12 protein-coding genes are annotated in these 16,870 nt (G+C 72.5%); 4 read left to right on the top strand and 8 right to left on the bottom strand.

Annotated features, from left to right (window positions below; all coding sequences use genetic code 11):
• Positions 1-21 precede the first annotated feature (21 nt).
• Positions 22-1,188, bottom strand: a complete 1,167-nt coding sequence (rocD, locus tag J4709_RS13570; protein WP_232383477.1) for an ornithine--oxo-acid transaminase — start codon at positions 1,186-1,188, stop codon at positions 22-24.
• 209 nt (positions 1,189-1,397) lie between these two features.
• Here rocD and J4709_RS13565 point away from each other — a divergent pair, with 209 nt between their 5' ends.
• On the top strand, positions 1,398-1,853 hold the full coding sequence (locus J4709_RS13565; RefSeq protein WP_173096016.1) for an Lrp/AsnC family transcriptional regulator: 456 nt from the start codon (positions 1,398-1,400) through the stop codon (positions 1,851-1,853).
• 4 nt (positions 1,854-1,857) lie between these two features.
• On the opposite strand, the gene J4709_RS13560 is transcribed toward J4709_RS13565, so the two are convergent.
• Complete coding sequence (locus tag J4709_RS13560; protein ID WP_208240802.1) at positions 1,858-3,102, bottom strand: Swt1 family HEPN domain-containing protein; 1,245 nt, start codon at positions 3,100-3,102, stop codon at positions 1,858-1,860.
• Positions 3,103-3,421: 319 nt separating this feature from the next.
• Here J4709_RS13560 and rraA point away from each other — a divergent pair, with 319 nt between their 5' ends.
• The 3 genes from rraA to J4709_RS13545 all read left to right on the top strand — a co-directional run bounded on the left by rraA (position 3,422) and on the right by J4709_RS13545 (position 7,527).
• Complete coding sequence (gene rraA / locus J4709_RS13555; protein WP_208240800.1) at positions 3,422-3,901, top strand: ribonuclease E activity regulator RraA; 480 nt, start codon at positions 3,422-3,424, stop codon at positions 3,899-3,901.
• 139 nt (positions 3,902-4,040) lie between these two features.
• Complete coding sequence (locus tag J4709_RS13550; protein ID WP_232383446.1) at positions 4,041-6,104, top strand: M6 family metalloprotease domain-containing protein; 2,064 nt, start codon at positions 4,041-4,043, stop codon at positions 6,102-6,104.
• Between the two features lie 178 nt (positions 6,105-6,282).
• A complete protein-coding gene (locus J4709_RS13545; protein ID WP_208240798.1) occupies positions 6,283-7,527 on the top strand; it encodes a hypothetical protein in 1,245 nt (414 codons plus the stop codon).
• Between the two features lie 55 nt (positions 7,528-7,582).
• On the opposite strand, the gene J4709_RS13540 is transcribed toward J4709_RS13545, so the two are convergent.
• From J4709_RS13540 to J4709_RS13515, 6 genes are all read right to left on the bottom strand, one after another.
• Positions 7,583-8,773, bottom strand: coding sequence for a Cmx/CmrA family chloramphenicol efflux MFS transporter (locus J4709_RS13540; protein ID WP_208240796.1), 1,191 nt, complete (start codon positions 8,771-8,773; stop codon positions 7,583-7,585).
• Between the two features lie 72 nt (positions 8,774-8,845).
• The gene (locus J4709_RS13535; protein ID WP_232383445.1) at positions 8,846-9,421 is read right to left on the bottom strand and encodes a TetR/AcrR family transcriptional regulator; all 576 of its coding nucleotides are present in this window, start codon (positions 9,419-9,421) and stop codon (positions 8,846-8,848) included.
• A 43-nt stretch (positions 9,422-9,464) separates the two neighbouring features.
• The gene (locus tag J4709_RS54690) at positions 9,465-13,868 is read right to left on the bottom strand and encodes an SAV_2336 N-terminal domain-related protein (RefSeq protein WP_208240794.1); all 4,404 of its coding nucleotides are present in this window, start codon (positions 13,866-13,868) and stop codon (positions 9,465-9,467) included.
• Positions 13,858-14,832 (bottom strand): AAA family ATPase, encoded by a 975-nt coding sequence (locus tag J4709_RS13525; protein ID WP_208240787.1) that lies wholly within the window; start codon positions 14,830-14,832, stop codon positions 13,858-13,860. The genes J4709_RS54690 and J4709_RS13525 overlap by 11 nt, the downstream gene beginning before the upstream one ends.
• The gene (locus J4709_RS13520) at positions 14,833-16,506 is read right to left on the bottom strand and encodes a VMAP-C domain-containing protein (RefSeq protein WP_208240785.1); all 1,674 of its coding nucleotides are present in this window, start codon (positions 16,504-16,506) and stop codon (positions 14,833-14,835) included.
• Positions 16,507-16,842 carry a CU044_2847 family protein gene (locus J4709_RS13515; RefSeq protein WP_307801214.1) on the bottom strand — a complete coding sequence of 112 codons (336 nt, stop codon included), beginning with the start codon at positions 16,840-16,842 and terminating at the stop codon, positions 16,507-16,509. It lies immediately after the preceding gene.
• Between the last annotated feature and the right edge of the window lie 28 nt (positions 16,843-16,870).

The raw sequence follows: 16,870 nt of genomic DNA, 5'->3' as shown, positions 1-16,870 counted from the left end.
AACTCTTTACGCGGTCGCGGCTCAGCCCTTGAGAGCCGTCTCGAGCCGGTCGAGGGCCCAGTCGAGGTCCTCGCGCTCGATGACGAGCGGCGGCGCCAGCCGGAGCGTGGTCTCGTGCGTCTCCTTGGCCAGCACGCCGAGCTCCATCAGCCGCTCGCTGACCGGACGCGCCCGGCCGTGCAGCTCGACGCCCGCCCACAGGCCGCGGCCGCGCACCTCGCGGACGAGGTCGCCGGGCAGCAGGCCGAGCCGCTCGTGCAGGTGCGCGCCGAGCGTCCTGGACCGTTCCTGGTACTCGCCGGTCCGCAGCATCGCGATCACCTCGCGGCCGATCGCGCAGGCCAGCGGGTTGCCGCCGAACGTGGACCCGTGCTGGCCGGGCTTGAACACGCCGAGCACGTCGCGGTCGGCGACGACGGCGGAGACCGGCATGATGCCGCCGCCGAGCGCCTTGCCGAGGATGTAGACGTCGGGGACGACGTCCTCGTGCTCGACGGCGAACGTGGTGCCGGTCCGGCCGAGGCCCGACTGGATCTCGTCGGCGATCATCAGCGTGCCGTTCGCGGTGCACAGCTCGCGCACCGCGCGCAGGAACCCGCTCGGCGGGACGTTCACGCCGGCCTCGCCCTGGATCGGCTCGATCAGCACGGCGACGGTCGAGGCGTCCATGGCGGCCTTGAGCGCGTCGGCGTCCCCGTACGGGACGGTCCGGAACCCCGGCGTGTACGGGCCGTAGGAGTCCTTGGCGTCCGGGTCGGTGGAGAAGCTGACGATCGTGGTGGTGCGGCCGTGGAAGTTGCCCTCGAACGTGATGATGTTCGCCTGCCCGGCCGGGACGCCCTTGACCTCGTAGCCCCACTTGCGGGCGGTCTTCAGCGCGGTCTCGACGGCCTCGGCGCCGCTGTTCATCGGCAGGACCATGTCCTTGCCGCACAGCTCGGCCAGCTCCGTCACGAACGGCCCGAACTGGTCGTGGTCGAACGCCCGGCTGACCAGGGTGACCCGGTCGAGCTGCCGGCGGGCGGCGGCGGTGAGCCGCGGGTTGCGGTGCCCGAAGTTGACCGCGGAGTAGGCCGCCAGCATGTCCAGGTAGCGGTTGCCCTCGACGTCGGTGAGCCACGCGCCCTCGGCGTCGGCGACGACGATCGGGAGGGGGTGGTAGTTGTGCGCGCTGTGCTCCTCGGACATCGCCCGCAGCTGTTCGGTCGCCGTCACGACGCTCCTTCACGCGTTCGGGCCCGGCCGGTCGGGCCGGGCATCGCCGGGACACCGGGCGGGAACCCGGTGCCGAGGGGGAGGTGGCCGGACGCGGCGGCTGGCCGCCCGGTCCATATCCAGCGTATGTTCGGGGGTTACCGGCGACCAATGACGAAAACCGACTTTGGGGGTGCTGTTTGTTGCGTCTTGACGAGCTGGACCGTCGAATCGTTGCGCGGCTCCTGGAGGACGGCCGAGCCTCGTACGCGCAGATCGGCGACAAGGTGGGGCTGTCGGCGCCCGCGGTGAAGCGGCGCGTCGACCGGCTCCGCGCGGACGGCGTGATCAACGGGTTCGCGGCCGTGGTGGACCCGGCCGCGCTCGGCTGGACGACCGAGGCGTTCATCGAGATCTTCTGCACCGGCGCGACGTCCCCGGAGGAGATCTACTCCAGCGTCCGCGGCCATCCGGAGGTGGTCGCCGCGTACACGATCAGCGGCGACGCCAGCGCGCTGGTGCACGTGCGGGCACGCGACATCCAGCACCTGGAGCAGGCCCTGGAGCGGCTGCGCCGGGAGGACAACATCACGGCGACGAAGACCGCGATCGTCCTGTCCCGGCTGATCGGCCGCCCGATCGACGCCCCGTCGGCCTGACCGGCTACTTCGGCTTCGGGCCCGTCCAGACGGTGAGGTCGAAGGTGATGCCCGCCGGGTGCTCGGTCGCGTGCCGCACCGTCAGCAGCCCCGTCGCGCCGTCGGCGGCGATCAGGCACAGCCGCCGTCCCGCGACCCTGCCGACCTCGATGCGGTCCTCGTAGTTCGTGGTGTTCCGGCAGGTCTTGTAGCCGCCCTTCGCGCCGGCGGGGAGCATCGCCATCTCGGCGCCGCCGGACGCGTCGACGTAGCCGTACTGGACGCCGACGTCCAGGTTCTTGGACTCGTCGGCGTCCGGCATCATCGGGTACTTGCGCGGGTGCGCGGGGTCGTGGCTGAGGCGGATGTAGTAACCGGCGCTGAGCTGGACGTTCCCGTAGGAGCCGAGCCTCTTCCCACCGGACGCCGACGCGGCGGAGGAGGTCCCGTCGTCGTTCGGCGCAGGCGGCGGCGGACCGGACGCGCAGCCCTTCACCATCAGGACGATGGCGACGAAGAGCACGAGCGGTCCGATCAGGCATCCGGCGACGACCCCGCCGGATATGCCGAATCCCTTGGCGAAGCCCGTCCCGGCGGCCCGGCCCGCCCCCGGCGCGGTCGCCGGCCGGGGCGCCGGACGCGGCGGGGCGTAAGGGCCGCCCGGCGGCGGGGCATAGGGGGCGCCGGGCGGCGGTGGCGGATATCCGTAGCCGCCCCGCGGGCCGGTGCCGTAGGGCGCGCCCGCACCCGGGCCGGGCGGCGGAGGCGGCGGCGTGCCGCGCGGAGGCGGAGGCGGCGGCGCGGAACCGGGCCCCGGCGGCGGGGGAGCGGACGCGCCGGCGCCGACCCGTGCGGTCAGGTCCGCGACCGCCCGCGACGCGGCCGTCGCCCCGGCGAGGCTCAGCAGCTGCGCCATCGCGTGCAGCGCCTCGCGGGTCTCGTCGTCGGCGAAGGCGTCGCTGTTGTACTGGTGGCCGTACTTCTTGCCCACCTGGCGGAGCCGCGAGGCGAGCGAGAGGCCGGGACGGGGCAGGACCGGCTTGAAGATCTCCCGCTCCTGCACGATCACGTTGAGCAGGAAGCGGGTGTCGTTCAGGCTGTAGCCGCGCCGGCCGTCGGTGCCGTACCGCTCGTTGTCGCGGCGCTCCTTCTCGGCGACCCAGCCGGCCCCCCACGCGCCGGTCATGGTGCGGTCCACGAACGGGCGCAGGCCCTCAAGGAGGTTCTCCAGCCCCTGCCCGATCAGGTCGCGATTGCCCGTCGTCCTCACCGCCTCCGTCGTTTTCGATCTTGCCCTGGTATGGGACGGGCCTGTCGGCGCCGGAGTTCGCGCCGGATCACTTCGGTTCGTTGCCGGCCTCGCGGATCTCCGAGGCGAGGGACAGGCCGGGACGCGGCAGCGCGGGCCGGAAGACGTCCCGCTCCTCGGTGACGACGCGCAGCAGGAACCGCGCGTCCCCGAGCGAGTAGCCGCGCCGGCCGCCATCCCGCTCCTCGGTCCGTCGTCATGATCATGAGCGAGACTAACGTTCCGGGCGGGGGGACGGGCAACCGCGAACCGGCGGTTACCGGGCAGTAGGCTGCCGGGCATGGACTTCGCGACCGCTGACCTCATCGACGACTTCGGGGACGAGCTGCGCAGCTGCGAGACGCAGTTCCGGCGGTACGGCGGCCGCGCGGCGTTCGCCGGGCCGGTGGCGACGGTGCGCTGCCACCGCGACAACGGCCTGGTGAAGCGGCTGCTCAACACCCCGGGCGAGGGCCGGGTGCTGGTCGTGGACGGCGGCGGCTCGCTGGCGTCCGCGCTGATGGGCGACATGATCGCGGCGTCCGCGGTGGCGAACGGCTGGGCCGGCGTGGTGATCAACGGGGCCGTCCGGGACGTGGTGGCGCTGGGCGGGCTCGACCTCGGCGTCAAGGCGCTCGGCTCCAACCCGCGCAAGAGCGCCAAGGACGGCGCCGGCGAGGTGGACGTGCCGGTGGAGTTCGGCGGCGTGGAGTTCCGGGCGGGCGACTGGCTCTACGGCGACGAGGACGGCATCGTCGTCGCGACGCGCCCGCTGCTGTGACGCGCGCGCTGTTGTGACGGCGAAAACGGCCACGGCGCGACATGCCAGGACGAACGCCGCAAGATCGTATAAGTAGGCCGTAGCGTCGGCGCGCCCGGCGTTCCTACCTTTCTCGGTGACCACCCGAGACAGGGGAGACATGCGCGCCAAGACAACACTGCTGGTGCCCGCGGCGGCGACGGTGCTGCTCGCGGGCCTCGCGGCCGTGCCGGCCGCCGCGCAGGCCAGGACTCCGAACCCCAAGCCCACCGCGAACCCCTGGCAGATGCGGCACTGGCCGCAGACGCAGCCGTGGCAGCGGGGGCAGCCGTCCGCCCGCACCTACGCGGCGGGCGGCCCGCGCCCCATCGACCCGCAGAACTACGAGCTTCCCGACACGATGACCTGGAACGACTACGCGTCGGTCCCCGGCACCTCGTGGGCCGACCCGGCCCGCAAGGGCTCGATCAAGAACTTCAAGGGCGCGGTCGTCCTCGTCGACTACCCGAACCAGCCGTTCGTGGTCACCCAGCCGAAGAACTCCACCATCTTCGGCAATCCGAACACCGTCGGCGACGTGCCGCGCGACCAGGTCGCGAAGTTCTACCAGGACTTCCTCAACAAGCCCGAGGCGCTCAACCACGGCCACACGCTGCACGAGTACTGGATGGAGGACTCCGGCGGGCGCTACGGCGTGGACCTGACCGCGTTCGGCGCGTACCGGATGCCCGCCAAGGACCACGAGTACGGCGTGGACGACATGCAGGGCGGGACCGGCTGCCCGGCCGGCGACACCTGCAACCGCGACCTGCGCAAGGACGCGCGCGCCGCGTGGGTCGCCGACGTCGGCGAGGAGGCCGCCAAGAAGTTCGACTTCGTCTTCTTCCTCAGCGCCGGCCAGGACGAGAGCTCCACCTGGCAGGAGTTCGGGCAGATGAAGTTCAAGTCCAAGGACGACGTCCCGGCCGAGTGGGGGCCGGGCGACCCGGGCCTGCCGAACTGGGTGAAGACCCGGTACGTGGACTGGACGTCCTGGCAGGCCGGCGCGACGATCTGGCCGAACGCGATCACCGGCAGCTCCACCCAGGCGGAGAGCTCCGGGATGGGCGTGTTCGCGCACGAGTTCAGCCACATCCTCGGCATCGGCGACAACTACAACAACCCGTACGGGGTGCCGCCGCGCCGCTCCTACACCGGCCCGTGGGACATGCTGAGCCGCGGCAGCTTCAACGGCCCCGGCGGCCCGCACAGCCGGTGGACGATCCCGGCGGTGAGCGGCGCGTCCATGGGCTCGGAGCACATGCTCCGCAACAAGATGAAGCTCGGCATCGTCGACGCGGGCAAGGTGCTCCAGCTGGACCGCGACGCGCTCCCGCAGGACGGGACGGTCGTCGCGAACATCACGGCGCGGTCCGCCGAGCCGGCCGAGGGCGGCCTCGCGGGCATCAACCTCAAGCTCGGCACGGGCGGCGACAAGGAGCCGGCCTGCGACACCGGCACCGACCCGCGGTGCGACGGCGGCAGGTTCGACAACTACACCCTCGAGGTCGTCGACCGGATGGGCATGGACTCGTTCACGCCCGACTCCGGCGTCCTGCTGGCGAAGACCAAGAACCAGGACCGGGCGCCGTTCATCTGGATCGAGGACGCGAACCCGCAGGACATCGACAAGACCGACTTCGTCCTGCCGGACGGCACGCCGCAGAAGATGACGATCGGCGACTACCGGCAGCTGTCGGACGCGCTGTTCCACGCCGGGACGAATTCCGGAAGCGAGTTCGAATACGTCGACCAGGCGAACCGGCTGCACTTCTACGTGCTGAACCTGAAGCGCGACAAGAAGGGCGTCCTGTCGTACACGGTGGCCGTCCGGTCGCTGGACGGGGCCGGTTCGCAGCGCCGCGGCGTGAAGGTCGGCTCCGGGAAGGCCGCGCCGGCCGGCGGCGGCTGGGTGAGATGCGCGATGCGCGTCGACAACCACGGTAAGGGCGGCACCGGCGTCTACGGCTCCGACGTCTTCCGGCTGAAGGCGACGGTCGCCGGCGGGGGCTGGACGACCTGGCTGCCGAACGAGCTGGCCACCGCGAAGGCGGGCCGCGGCACCGACGTGGTGGTGTGGGCGAAGGCCGGGCCGGGCGCCCGGCACAAGGCGAAGCTGAAGCTGACCGGCACCTCCGAAAGCGACCCGACCAAGTCCGACTACGGCACCTGCCGCCTTCCGTAATCCCGATATCGCTGCAGACGGGACGGTTTCCGATAAAGGGGGCCGTCCCGTCCGCCGTCCGTGCGGGCGGACGCCCGGCCCGCGCTTCCGGTTCACCGGATCGCCGTAATGGTCATTTGCCGTTCCATGGACGCCGTGCGGGGTTTTCCGCGATACGGCGCCGGAAAGGACGGCGGGCGTGATGATCAAGAAACGGAGAGCGAGCGGGCGGCGGCCGGGCGCCGCCGCCCTGGCGGCGGGCGTCCCGCTGGCCGCGCTGGTGGCGTCCATCCCCGCCGTCGTCCAGCCCGGGCCCGCGGCGGCCTCGACCTCGGCGCGGGACGCCGTGCCGCGCCGGGCGGACTTCGGCCTGCGCCGCGGCGCGAACCTCGACCGTCCGCTGCGCGCGCTCGGGCAGAGGCTCACCACGAGCGGCGTCCAAGCGCTGATCAACGGCCCGGGGCAGCGGCACCTCACGGGCGGCTGCGCCGCGGCGGCCAAGGTGCCCGCCGGGGCGCGCACCTACTGCTTCGACAAGAAGGACTCGGTCACCCGCAAGTGGTACCCGCAGGGCGTCACCACCGTGTCGGACGCGGCGGTCGACGGCGAGTGGGGCGCGGGCCGTCCGATCCTCGTCTCGTGGCACAACGACGGCGCCGTCCGGGTCACGTTCGTCAACCCCGACCGGCGCACCTACCGGCACGTCCTGCTCGTCTACCCGGCGATGCGGAACGGGCGGGTCTCCTACAGCGACATCGACCTGCACGCGGGCGGCATCGCCTGGTTCGGCGACAAGCTGTACGTCGCCGACACCCGCGCGGGCCTGCGCGAGTTCGACATGCGGCGGATCTACGACCTCGCCGGCAGGAACGGGTCGACCAAGCATGCCGAATGGGTCGGCCTGCACGGCGGCAAGTACTACGGGCACGGCTACCGGTACGTCATGCCGCAGACGGGCAGCTGGCAGTACGCCCACGGCTGGGCCGGCGCGAAGTGCGCGGGCCACGGCGCGCCCCGCGTGTCGTGGATGTCCATCGACCGCACCACCCGCGGCCCGTCGCTGATCGCGGGCGAGTACTGCAAGGAGAAGGAGCCGCGCGGACGCGTCGCGACGTGGCCGCTGCGCAACGGCACCGGCCTGGTCGCCGGGACCGGCGGCGTCGCGTACCCGAACTGGGTCGCGAGCCTTCCCGGCGACCGCGTGCAGGGCGGCGTCCGGGCCCACGGCCACTGGTGGTTCACGCAGAGCCACGGGTCCGCGCGCGGCACGATGCTCCAGGCCGACCAGCGCGGGAACGGCTGGCGGCACCTGTCCAAGCGGACCATCTCCTACGGTCCCGAGGACCTGTCCTGCTACCGCGCCCAGAACCGTGTCTGGACGGTCGCCGAGGACCCGGGCAAGCGCGCCCTCTGGGGCCTGCCCGCCCCGCAGTGCCGCTGGTAGGCACGCGCGACAGAACGGGCCGGTGCGGACATCCCGCACCGGCCCGTCCCACTGGTTAACCCACGCTGACCTGTGGACGCTCCTGGACCTTCGCGTCGGGCCGGTCCGCCCGGCGCACCCGGCCGAGCGCGACCGTCGCGAGCGCGGCGACGCCGAGCCCCGCGCCGATCCACGCGGTCGAGGCGTACCCGGCGCCGGCGTCCAGCGCCAGCCCGCCCAGCCACGGCCCCGCGGTGATGCCCACGTTGAACGCCGAGGTGTTCGTCGCCGCGACGAGCGTCGGCGACCCGTCCGTCATGGCGAACACCCGCGAGGTCAGCGCCGGGTTCGTCGCGAAACCGAACCCGCCCAGCAGGAACACCAGGACGACCGCCGGCGCCGCCGAGCCGAGCGTCAGCGCCAGCGCGGCCGACACCGCGACGAGTCCCGTGATCCCCGCGTACAGCAGCGGGACGGCCCGCGCGTCCGCCAGCCGCCCGCCGAGCGTGATCCCGATCAGCGAGCCCGCCCCGTACAGCGCCAGCACGCCCGGCACCCACCGCTCCGGGATCCCCGTCGTGTCCTCCAGCATCGCGCCGAGGTAGCTGAACGTGACGAGCAGCGCGCCCGTGGCCAGGGCCGTCGTCGCGAAGGCGAGCCACAGCCGCGGCCTGGCCATCGCGCGCAGCTCGTCGCGGACGCGCGGCTCCGCCCCGGCCCCGCCGCCGTTCTTCACCGTCGCCGCCACCGCGACCATCGCCGCCGCCGACATCGCCGCGACCGCCCAGAACGCCGCCCGCCAGCCGAGGTGCTGCCCGAGCACCGTCCCGAGCGGCAGCCCGACGATCGTTGCGAGCGTGAGGCCGCCCGCGACGATCCCCATCGCGCGCCCGCGCGCCCCCGCCGGCACCAGCCCGATCGCCGCCGCCGCCGCGACCGCCCAGAACCCCGCGTACACGAACGCCCCGGCGACCCGCGTCGCGAACAGCACCCCGTACCCGGGCGTCAGCGCGCCCGCGACGTGCATCACCACGAACACCGCGAGGAACGCCAGCAGCGCCCGCCGGTGCGGCCAGCGCAGCGTGAGGACGGCGAGCACCGGCGCGCCCACCAGCATCCCGACCGCGAACGCGGAGATCAGCAGCCCCGCGTCCGGCACGGACACCCCGAGGTCCGCCGACATCTGCGGCAGCAGCCCCGCCAGCATCATCTCCGAGGTGCCCTGGGCGAAGATCGCCAGTCCCAGGACATAGACCGCCAGTGGCATCGCGCACCCCTCTTTTAGACTGATCAGTTCAAAATTTGGTCGTGAAAAAAGGCGGCCCGGCGGCCGCCCCCGTCAGACCGCCGCCATGGCCGTGTCGGCGATCCCCCGCAGCGTCGCCTCGTCCGCGCCGCCCCTTGCCGCGACCCGCATCCCCGCGATCGCCGCCACCACGAAGTGCGCCAGCGCGCCCGCGTCCCGGCCCGCGTCGATCTCCCCGGACCGCTGCCCGGCCTCGACCGCCGCCCGCAGCGCCGCCAGCCGCCGCGCCTGGTCCCTGCGCAGCCGCTCCTTGACGTCCGGGTCGCGCGGCGCCATCTCGATCATCGTGTTCACCACCAGGCACCCGACCGGATCGTCCGCCGGTGCCTCGACGGCGTGGCCGAGGACCGTCCGCAACCGCTCCCGGACCGTCCGCCCCTCGTCCTCCAGCACCCGCACCACGTTCGCCGTCCGGACGTCCATGTACAGCGCCAGCGCCCGCACGAACAGGTCGTGCTTGCTGGTGAAGGTGTTGTAGATGCTGCTGCGCCCGAGGCCCGTCGCCTCGCACAACTCCTGCGTCGACGTCGCCTCGTACCCGCTCTCCCAGAAGGCCCGCATGGCGGCCTCCACCGCCAGCCCCTCCTCGAACTGCCTCGGCCTAGCCATGCACCGACCCTAACACGTTATAGACAGCCCGATCCAATACCCGTCACGGCGCCTCCGCGACCTGCACGATCACGTGATCGGCGCCCTGGCCCAGCACCCCGCGCCCTGCGATCGTCCGCCCGGCTGAGTCGGCCACGCCCATCCGCAGCGTCGCGAACCCCGGCTGCCCCAGCACGAGCAGCGGGTCCGGCTTCTCGCCGACGCGCACGTCCGCGCGGGCGAGCACGAGATGCAACCGCTGCGCCCGCTGGCCGAGATGGGGATGGAGCGGGGCGAACATCTCCGTGGCGAGCAGGTCCTGGTCGTCGACGACCAGGTACACGTCCCGTCCCTGCTCCTCCTCGTCCAGCAGACGCGCGACGCTCAGCACCAGGTCCCTGCCCTGCGAGGACGTGGTGGCATATGTCTCCGGCAAGGGCCGTCCGGCGCTCCGCTGGGATAGCACGGTCTCGCGCAGTCCGCCGGCCGGGTCGATCACGACGAGGAGCACCCGCTGCTCTCGTCCGAGCGTTTCCACGAGGAGGCGCAGCACGTTCGTCTTTCCCGTACCGGCGCCCCCGTAGACGGCCAGGTGCGGCCGAACCCGAAAGTCCAGCGCGACCGTTTCCCGCCCGCCCCCCTGCACTCCGATCGGAATGCGCCCTCCGGACGCCATCCCCAGTCCATCCCGCCCAACCCGCTCTGGCAACACGCCGCCTTCGCCGCCCGAGTCGCGTTCCGTGGTCATTCTCAGCGGATCCATCTGAGGCTGGTCAATGCTTGTGGCGCGGTTCGGAAACCTCACCGGCCTTTGGAAGCGTGCCGCGAGTTCGGGGGTTCTCCCTAGCAAGAAGCGCAAGCGGTCGGCGTTGCCGCATAAGACGACCACTGTGGACTCGAATCGGTTCATCATCTCAATGAGAGTGTCGACGGCATCTGGGGTGACCGAGTCGCTCGTGGACGCAAGCTCGTCAGCGTCCCAGATGAGCAGCACCCCGTCCTCCGCTTCCTCGAATAGCCTAATCGCCGGCGGTACCGCCTCATCCGGTTCCTGCTCGACCAATATTCGCCAAGAAATTCCAACGAGATGGTCGTTCTGGAGAACTCCGGTTTCCGTGAGCATTCGACCGTAGTGAAGTGCCGCTGAATCCATCTCTGGGTGATAAGTTCCCTCGAACACGGCGTGCCGTGGAGCGTCGGGGTCATCTGCCTCTATGGTTCTGATCTCGAGTTGCGCCAGTTCGCGGAACGCTTCGCTCGTGGCTTGGTCCGTGCTCTCACGCACTCCGTCGAGGAACCTTCGGATCTGGCGGATTCTCTCCTCTGCGGTAGGCCGGACCGCCGGTCGGGCCCAGTTGGTCGCCTGCTCGGTGAAGGCGGCGATGCTGAGCTCGGGCGGGAGGTGGGCCGGGGTGAACCGGCGCGGCGCGTCGCCAGACACCGCGAAGTAGGCGTCGCCGTCAGGGAAGGAAAGGCTTGCCTGGCCGAGGACGCTCCGGAGTTCGGCGGGTGGCAGGCGGTTCGCGGCTATCCGCCAGTTGAGGAGCGGCAGGAACCGGTTCCAGATCGTGGTGCTCTCGACGGTGGACGACGCCAGGATCAACTGCACGCCGAGGGGCCTGCCGCGCTGTACGAGTTGGAGAAGCGTTTCCCCCACCTCGCGCTTGCTGGATGGGAACGTCAAAGATAGGTCCGCCATCACCACCAAGTGCGGCAGGTCTTCGGGTGACGCGTGCCGCCTGCGAGCGTCCAAATCGGACGAGAGGAAATTGATGAAGTATTGCAGGTCGTGCGGCCTGCCCAGCAGCTCCTCTTCGGAGTAGAGGACGTGCGGAAGGGAGAGCTCCTCGCCCTGCGGGTGTTCGCCAAGGCCGGCGAGGACAAATGTCATTTGGGAGGGCGGGTATTTGGCGGCGAGCGCAAGGGCGATCACTCTCATGATGTGCCGCCGTGCGTGGACGTCGCCTACGACCAGGCCCGAGTCGCCGACTGCGAGATCGAGAGAAGGCGGAGCGAATTCGTTCCCGTCGGGGTCATGCCCGATGCTCGGCGGCCTGGAGACGGAGATGGGCAGTCTCCATGCGTTGGCAAATGCCGCCCCCAGCCCGGCCCCGTTCAAATGCAGGACGTCGTCCGCTGCGGGGAGCCGAGGCGGCGCCCCACGCCTGGCATCGGAAGACGGCTTCGCGGGTTCGTCGTCGGGCCACGGGAGGCGCGGGGCTCGGGGGCCGCGTTTGCGCATGCGCTCGACGATCGGATCGCTGTCGGTGAGCGCGATGTGCGCGGGGCGGAAGGTCACCGGCGTGGCTTCGGCGCCGGTCGTCAGGGACGCCGAGTCGCCGCCGTCCGGGCCGGGGACGGTGATCCGCCAGCGTGGAGAGAAGGGGAGATCGACTTCGTCCGGCGAACAGAAAAGGAACCGGATTCCTGTACCCGCCCCTTTCCGGCACAGGCGGAAGAGGGGGTCGCGCAGTTCGGGACGTGCCTCGAGGAGGGGGCCAACGTTGTCGATGACCACGACGAGGGAGGGAGAGGTGCCTCCTGCGTGGCCGCTGGGCGATGCGGGATTTTCGCGGCGTCTCCGTTCGGTCTCCAGAGCGGCGAGCAGGCGGGGGAAGAGCGGGGAGTCGATCGCCATGCTGTGAACGGCGGTGACGACGTGCGGGAGGCTTCCCAGCCCGACGAAGGACGCGCCGCCGGAGAAGTCGGCGAACGCGAGGTTGGCCGTGGACGGGGAGTGGCTCAGGGCGAGGCTGAACAGCAGCGTCCGCAGGACGCGGTCACGTTCGGCGCGCGGGCCGATGATCAATCCATGCGGCCAATCGGGGCCGCCGTACAGGATGTCCACCCAGACCGGTCGGCCGGAGTCGTCGACGCCTACGGCGGTGGGGTGTGGGGGGCGGTCCCAGTCGTCGCCGATCAGGTCGTCGACGGCGGTGCCGAGGACGTCCAGGAGGTCTGTGGCGGGGGCGGGCTCGGGGACGGTGGCAGCCGGGACGGGTGCGGTGGGGGTGGTGAGGTGGGCGAAGTGGGGGGTGTCGGCGGTGAGGGTCAGGGGGCCGTCGGTGGTGGCGAGGAGGGCGCGGAAGGTCTCGGAGGTGGTGCCGGCGCGGCGCTCTATCTCGGCGGAGACGGCTTCGAGGACGCGGCGGGTGTGCTGGGCCTCGGGGCGCGGGAGGGTGTCGAGGAGGGCCTCGCGGGCGCCGGGGACGAACTCGTAGCGGATGTCGTCCAGCGGCCGGAGCAGCCCGCTGAGCAGGACCTCGGCGAGGCGGCCGGGGTCGGAGCCGCCGAGGACGCCGTGCTGGATGAGCCGCATCACCGGCAGGGACGGGACGGAGACGGCGACGTGCGCGGCGAGTTCGGCGGCGTCGGCGGAGGCGGTGGAGAGAAAGCGGCGGACGCGTTCGGCGACGGGCAGTTCGCGTTCCCGCCGGACGGGCGCCGACGGCGAAGGCCGGGACGGAAGGAAGGTGATCGCGGTGGGCTGCGGCCCGGAGCCGGACACCAGCCGTGCCCACGCGCCGAACCACCGGGGTGACACCTCCAGGACGGGGACGGGCACGCCGTCCGCCGGCCCGCCGTCGAACGGGTCGAAGCGCAGGCCGGTGTTGGGCCCGCCGGGGCGGGGGAGGACGGCGAGGCCGGGTGTGGTGGGGGCGGCGGTGCGGCGCCAGAGGCGTTCGGCGAGCGGCTGGAGGATGGCGGTGGGGCCGTTCTGCGCCCACCGCCGGACCGCGCGGGCGGGGTGCCCGTCCCACCAGTGGGGGCCGGAGCAGTCGCTGAGGAGGAGGACGGCGTGGCGTCCGGAGGCGTCCTGGACGGTGCCGGGGTCGCGGGGCGGTGCGCCGCCGCCGGAGGTGATGCGTCCGGCGGTGTCGAGGTGGGCGACGGTGACGTTGTGGAAGGCGCCCTGACGGACCAGGGCTTCGGCGAGTTCGCGGGCGAGGGGCCGCCATAGCCGCATGGTGGGGCCGGTGTCGACGACGAGGGTGAGGGTGAGCCAGCGTTCGGGGGCGGGGATGAGGACGGGTGTCCACAAGCGGGTGTCGGCGATGCGGGCGGCGGTGGCGTCCTCGTCGAGTTCCTGGCGGTGCCGGGACGGGACGCGCCGTTTGAGGGGGCGGAGGGCGCGCTGCACGCCGAGCGGGTCGGGCAGCATCGGCGCGGTCGGGACGAGCACTTCGGTGGCGGGTCCGGTGTCCGTCACGGAACCCGCGGAGGGGGCGGGACGCGGATGCAGCGTGGTGCGCGGTTCGGGGACGCGTGCGGGCGGCGGTTCGACCGTTCGCGGCTCGGCGGGTGGCGGGACGACCTCGTCCGGAACCGGTACGGGGGCGGGCTCCGGCTCCGACGGGGAGGCGGGCGTGATGTGGCCGGCGAGCCACAGCATCTCGCTCAGTTCCAGCGCGTCCGGAGGGTCTCCCGAGACGGCGCCGAGGGTGTCTCGGAGCCGGTCAATCGTCATCGATCGGGCCTGCCAGCCGGCGCATGATGCGGTCGGCGAGCGCCTCGCGGTCACCGGCGCCGGCGTGCCGGCACAGGTAGACGGCGTTGAGGAGCTGGTCGGTGGCGAGGGTGCCGGAGGCGGACCGTTCGAAGAAGCGGCTTACGAGGTCCTCGCTCTGGTCGGCGAGTTCGCCGAGGTGCTCGCGGACGATCGCGGACAGTTCGGCCTTGTCGGCGGGCTGGTGGAGCTCGACGGTGACGCAGCGGCGCAGGAACGCGGGCGGGAACTCGCGCTCGCCGTTGCTGGTCATCACGACCAGCGGGAACGCGTTGCAGCGGACGGTCCCGGCGGTGACGGTGACGCGGGCTCCGGCGCCGTCGGCGGTCATGACCTCGGCGGACGGGTCGGCGCGCCGGGTCAGCTCGGGGATCTCGTACTCGCCCTTCTCGAAGACGGTGAGCAGGTCGTTGGGCAGGTCGATGTCGCTCTTGTCGATCTCGTCGACGAGCAGGACGCGCGGCCGGGCGTAGGGGAGCAGCGCGGTGCCGAGCGGCCCGAGCCGGATGTAGCGGCCGATGTCCTCGTCGGTCGCGGGGGCGTCGCCGTCGCGGGCGGCGTACAGCCGGGTGAGCGGGTCGTACTGGTAGAGGCCGTCGCGGAGCGTGGTGCGTGAAGTGATGGGCCAGTGCAGGACAGGGCCGAGGCCGAGTTCGTGCGCGACCGCGTAGGCGAGCGTGGACTTGCCGGTGCCGGGCGGTCCGGTGACGAGCAGCGGGCGCCGCAGGTACAGGGCGGCGTTGACCTGCTGGACGGCGTCGTCCGACGGCCGGTACGTGGTGGCCTGGTGCCTGTTGCCCGACTCGCCGTCGGACGGGGGCAGGACGGGGCCGCCGTCGAAGTCGCGCCACGGCGGGGGCGGCGGGAGCCGGTCGATGCCGTCGTGGGGGCGACGGCTCCCCGTGTAGAGCAGCCAGTCGGGCACCTATACCTCCATGGCGAGCGGCGGGTCGGGGAGGCGGGACGGGTCGTCCCACAGCAGGGTGAGTTCGCGGCCGCAGTGCGGCTCGTCCTTCGGCGCCTGCAGGGCCTCCTTGCGCAGGTCGAGGGCGATGCGGGGCAGGTCGGCGGGCGGCGCGCCGGCGATGGCGGCGGTGAGGGAGGCGGCGGCGCGGTGGCCGCGGCAGTCGTGGTGCGCGGCGTCGGTGCAGGAGGTGCGGGGCCACAGCATGACGGGGACGCCGTTGTTGAGCGCGGCGGTGAGCCAGCTGCGCAGCGGGCGGGCGCCGTAGACCAGGACGCAGTAGTCGGTGTTGGCCTCGAGCCAGTCGTGGAAGGCGCTGCCCTTGCGGGGCGCGTCGCAGCCGACGCGGCGGGGGTCGCTGCGGCCGCGGCCGGTGAGCACCCGCCACCGCTGGTGCGCCTGGTCGCGCCGGATGGAGTCGGGCCGCAGCCGGTCGACGTCCCGGACGACCACCGGGTACATCCGCATGGGGATCTTGTTGCGGGCGTCGACGTACCACTGCTCGAACGGCTTGCCGAGCCAGCTCTCCGGCACCGCGAACTCGATCATCCACCGGCGTCCGATGACGGCCTGGCGGGTGCGGGCGACGGCGTCCTGCACGGCGCCGCGGACCTCGCCCTCGGGGACGCGGACGGTGGGCTGCGAAGGCCCCTCGGCGCCGTTGATCCAGGTGTGCACGGTGAGGTCGTAGGAGCGGTCGAAGGTGAGCCGTTCCAGCCGGACGATGATGGACGCGGGTTCCTCTTCGGCCTCGCCGGGGGCGGGGCGCAGATGGCGCGCCGTCCAGGCGTCGAGCTTGCCGCGGCGGGCTCCGGGCAGGTGGCGGCCGAGGGCGGTGAGGTAGCGGGCGAGCCGGTCGGGGTCGTGCGGCCAGCCTTCGGCGACGTACCGGACGGACGCCCACGCGGAGCGGAACTCCTCGCGGGGCGGGCGTCCGGCGGCGCGTTCGAGGTCGGCGGCGAGCGGGCCGGAGTACGGGATGCCGTCGAGGATGCGGCGCAGGTCGCCGCGGGCGTCGGGGGTGAGCCAGCGCAGCGGCAGGACGTCGTCGAGTTCCTCCCAGTGCGTGCGGATCCGGGAGAGCGGCAGCATCCAGCCGAGCTCGGCGCGGTCGTGGTCGCCGAGTTCGGCGTTGGTGACCATCCCGACGACGGTTCCGGTCGCCGTGTCGTACACGGCGGAGCCGCTGTACCCCTCCTCCAGTGCGTAGCCGGGTGCCGTCTGCAGCTGCCACCACTCCTGTTTCACGAGCCAGTGCGGGTCGGTGGTGATGGTGGCGTACCGCTCGTTGTCGTCGCTGCGGATGGGGAACCCGTACACGCCGAGCGTGCGCCCGCCGCCGGCCAGTTCGGGGACGTCCTCGGGATCGGCGAGCCGCGCCGGTTCGTACGGGACGGGTTCGGCCAGCTCCAGCACCGCCACGTCGCCGTCGTCGCCGAGCCGCCGCCAGCCGCCGCGCGCGACGACCTTGGCGGGCAGGTCCTCGCGCAGGCCGGGGAACCCGACCCGCGCCTCGTCCAGGCCCAGGACGGTGTGCGCGCAGGTCAGCAGCCGGGTCGGGGTGACGAGGAACGCGGCGCCGAGCTTGCCGCGGTCGCGCGTCCCGACCCAGGCGCGCCACTGCCAGTCGTCCACCTACTCCTCCCCGGCGCCGGCCTTCGGCTCGCCCCAGGTCAGCTTGACCTTCAGGTGCCCCTCCACGGACGTCTTGGCGATGACGGCGCCGGCGACGGCGTTCAGCTTCACCCCGAACTCCAGCTCGACCGCGTCGGGGTTCAGGTCGCCGCCGCGCAGCGCGGCGAGCGCGGCCTCGGCGGCGTCCCGGACGTGCTGGAACGCGTCCTCGAACTTGGCGCCGGCGTCGTGGACGAGTCCGTCGCCGCGCGCCACCGACCGCATGCCCGGTTCGGTGGAGTCGGTCTCGACGACGATGGTGCCGTGCTCGGTCCGCCAGCGCACCAGCTCGTTCACGTCCGCGTCCCCCTAGGCCCTCGGCGTC

It is taken from the genome of Actinomadura violacea (genome assembly GCF_017573465.1).
Classification (GTDB): domain Bacteria; phylum Actinomycetota; class Actinomycetes; order Streptosporangiales; family Streptosporangiaceae; genus Spirillospora; species Spirillospora violacea.
The sequence above is the reverse complement of the archived record's forward strand: the minus strand, read 5'-3'. Positions and strand labels throughout refer to the sequence as shown.

Coding starts and splice junctions, on each gene's coding strand:
- rocD (WP_232383477.1), bottom strand. CDS start 1,188: ATGTCCGAGGAGCACAGCGCGCACAACTACCACCCCCTCCCGATCGTC.
- rraA (WP_208240800.1), top strand. CDS start 3,422: ATGGACTTCGCGACCGCTGACCTCATCGACGACTTCGGGGACGAGCTG.
- J4709_RS13550 (WP_232383446.1), top strand. CDS start 4,041: ATGCGCGCCAAGACAACACTGCTGGTGCCCGCGGCGGCGACGGTGCTG.
- J4709_RS13540 (WP_208240796.1), bottom strand. CDS start 8,773: ATGCCACTGGCGGTCTATGTCCTGGGACTGGCGATCTTCGCCCAGGGC.
- J4709_RS13535 (WP_232383445.1), bottom strand. CDS start 9,421: ATGGCTAGGCCGAGGCAGTTCGAGGAGGGGCTGGCGGTGGAGGCCGCC.
- J4709_RS54690 (WP_208240794.1), bottom strand. CDS start 13,868: ATGACGATTGACCGGCTCCGAGACACCCTCGGCGCCGTCTCGGGAGAC.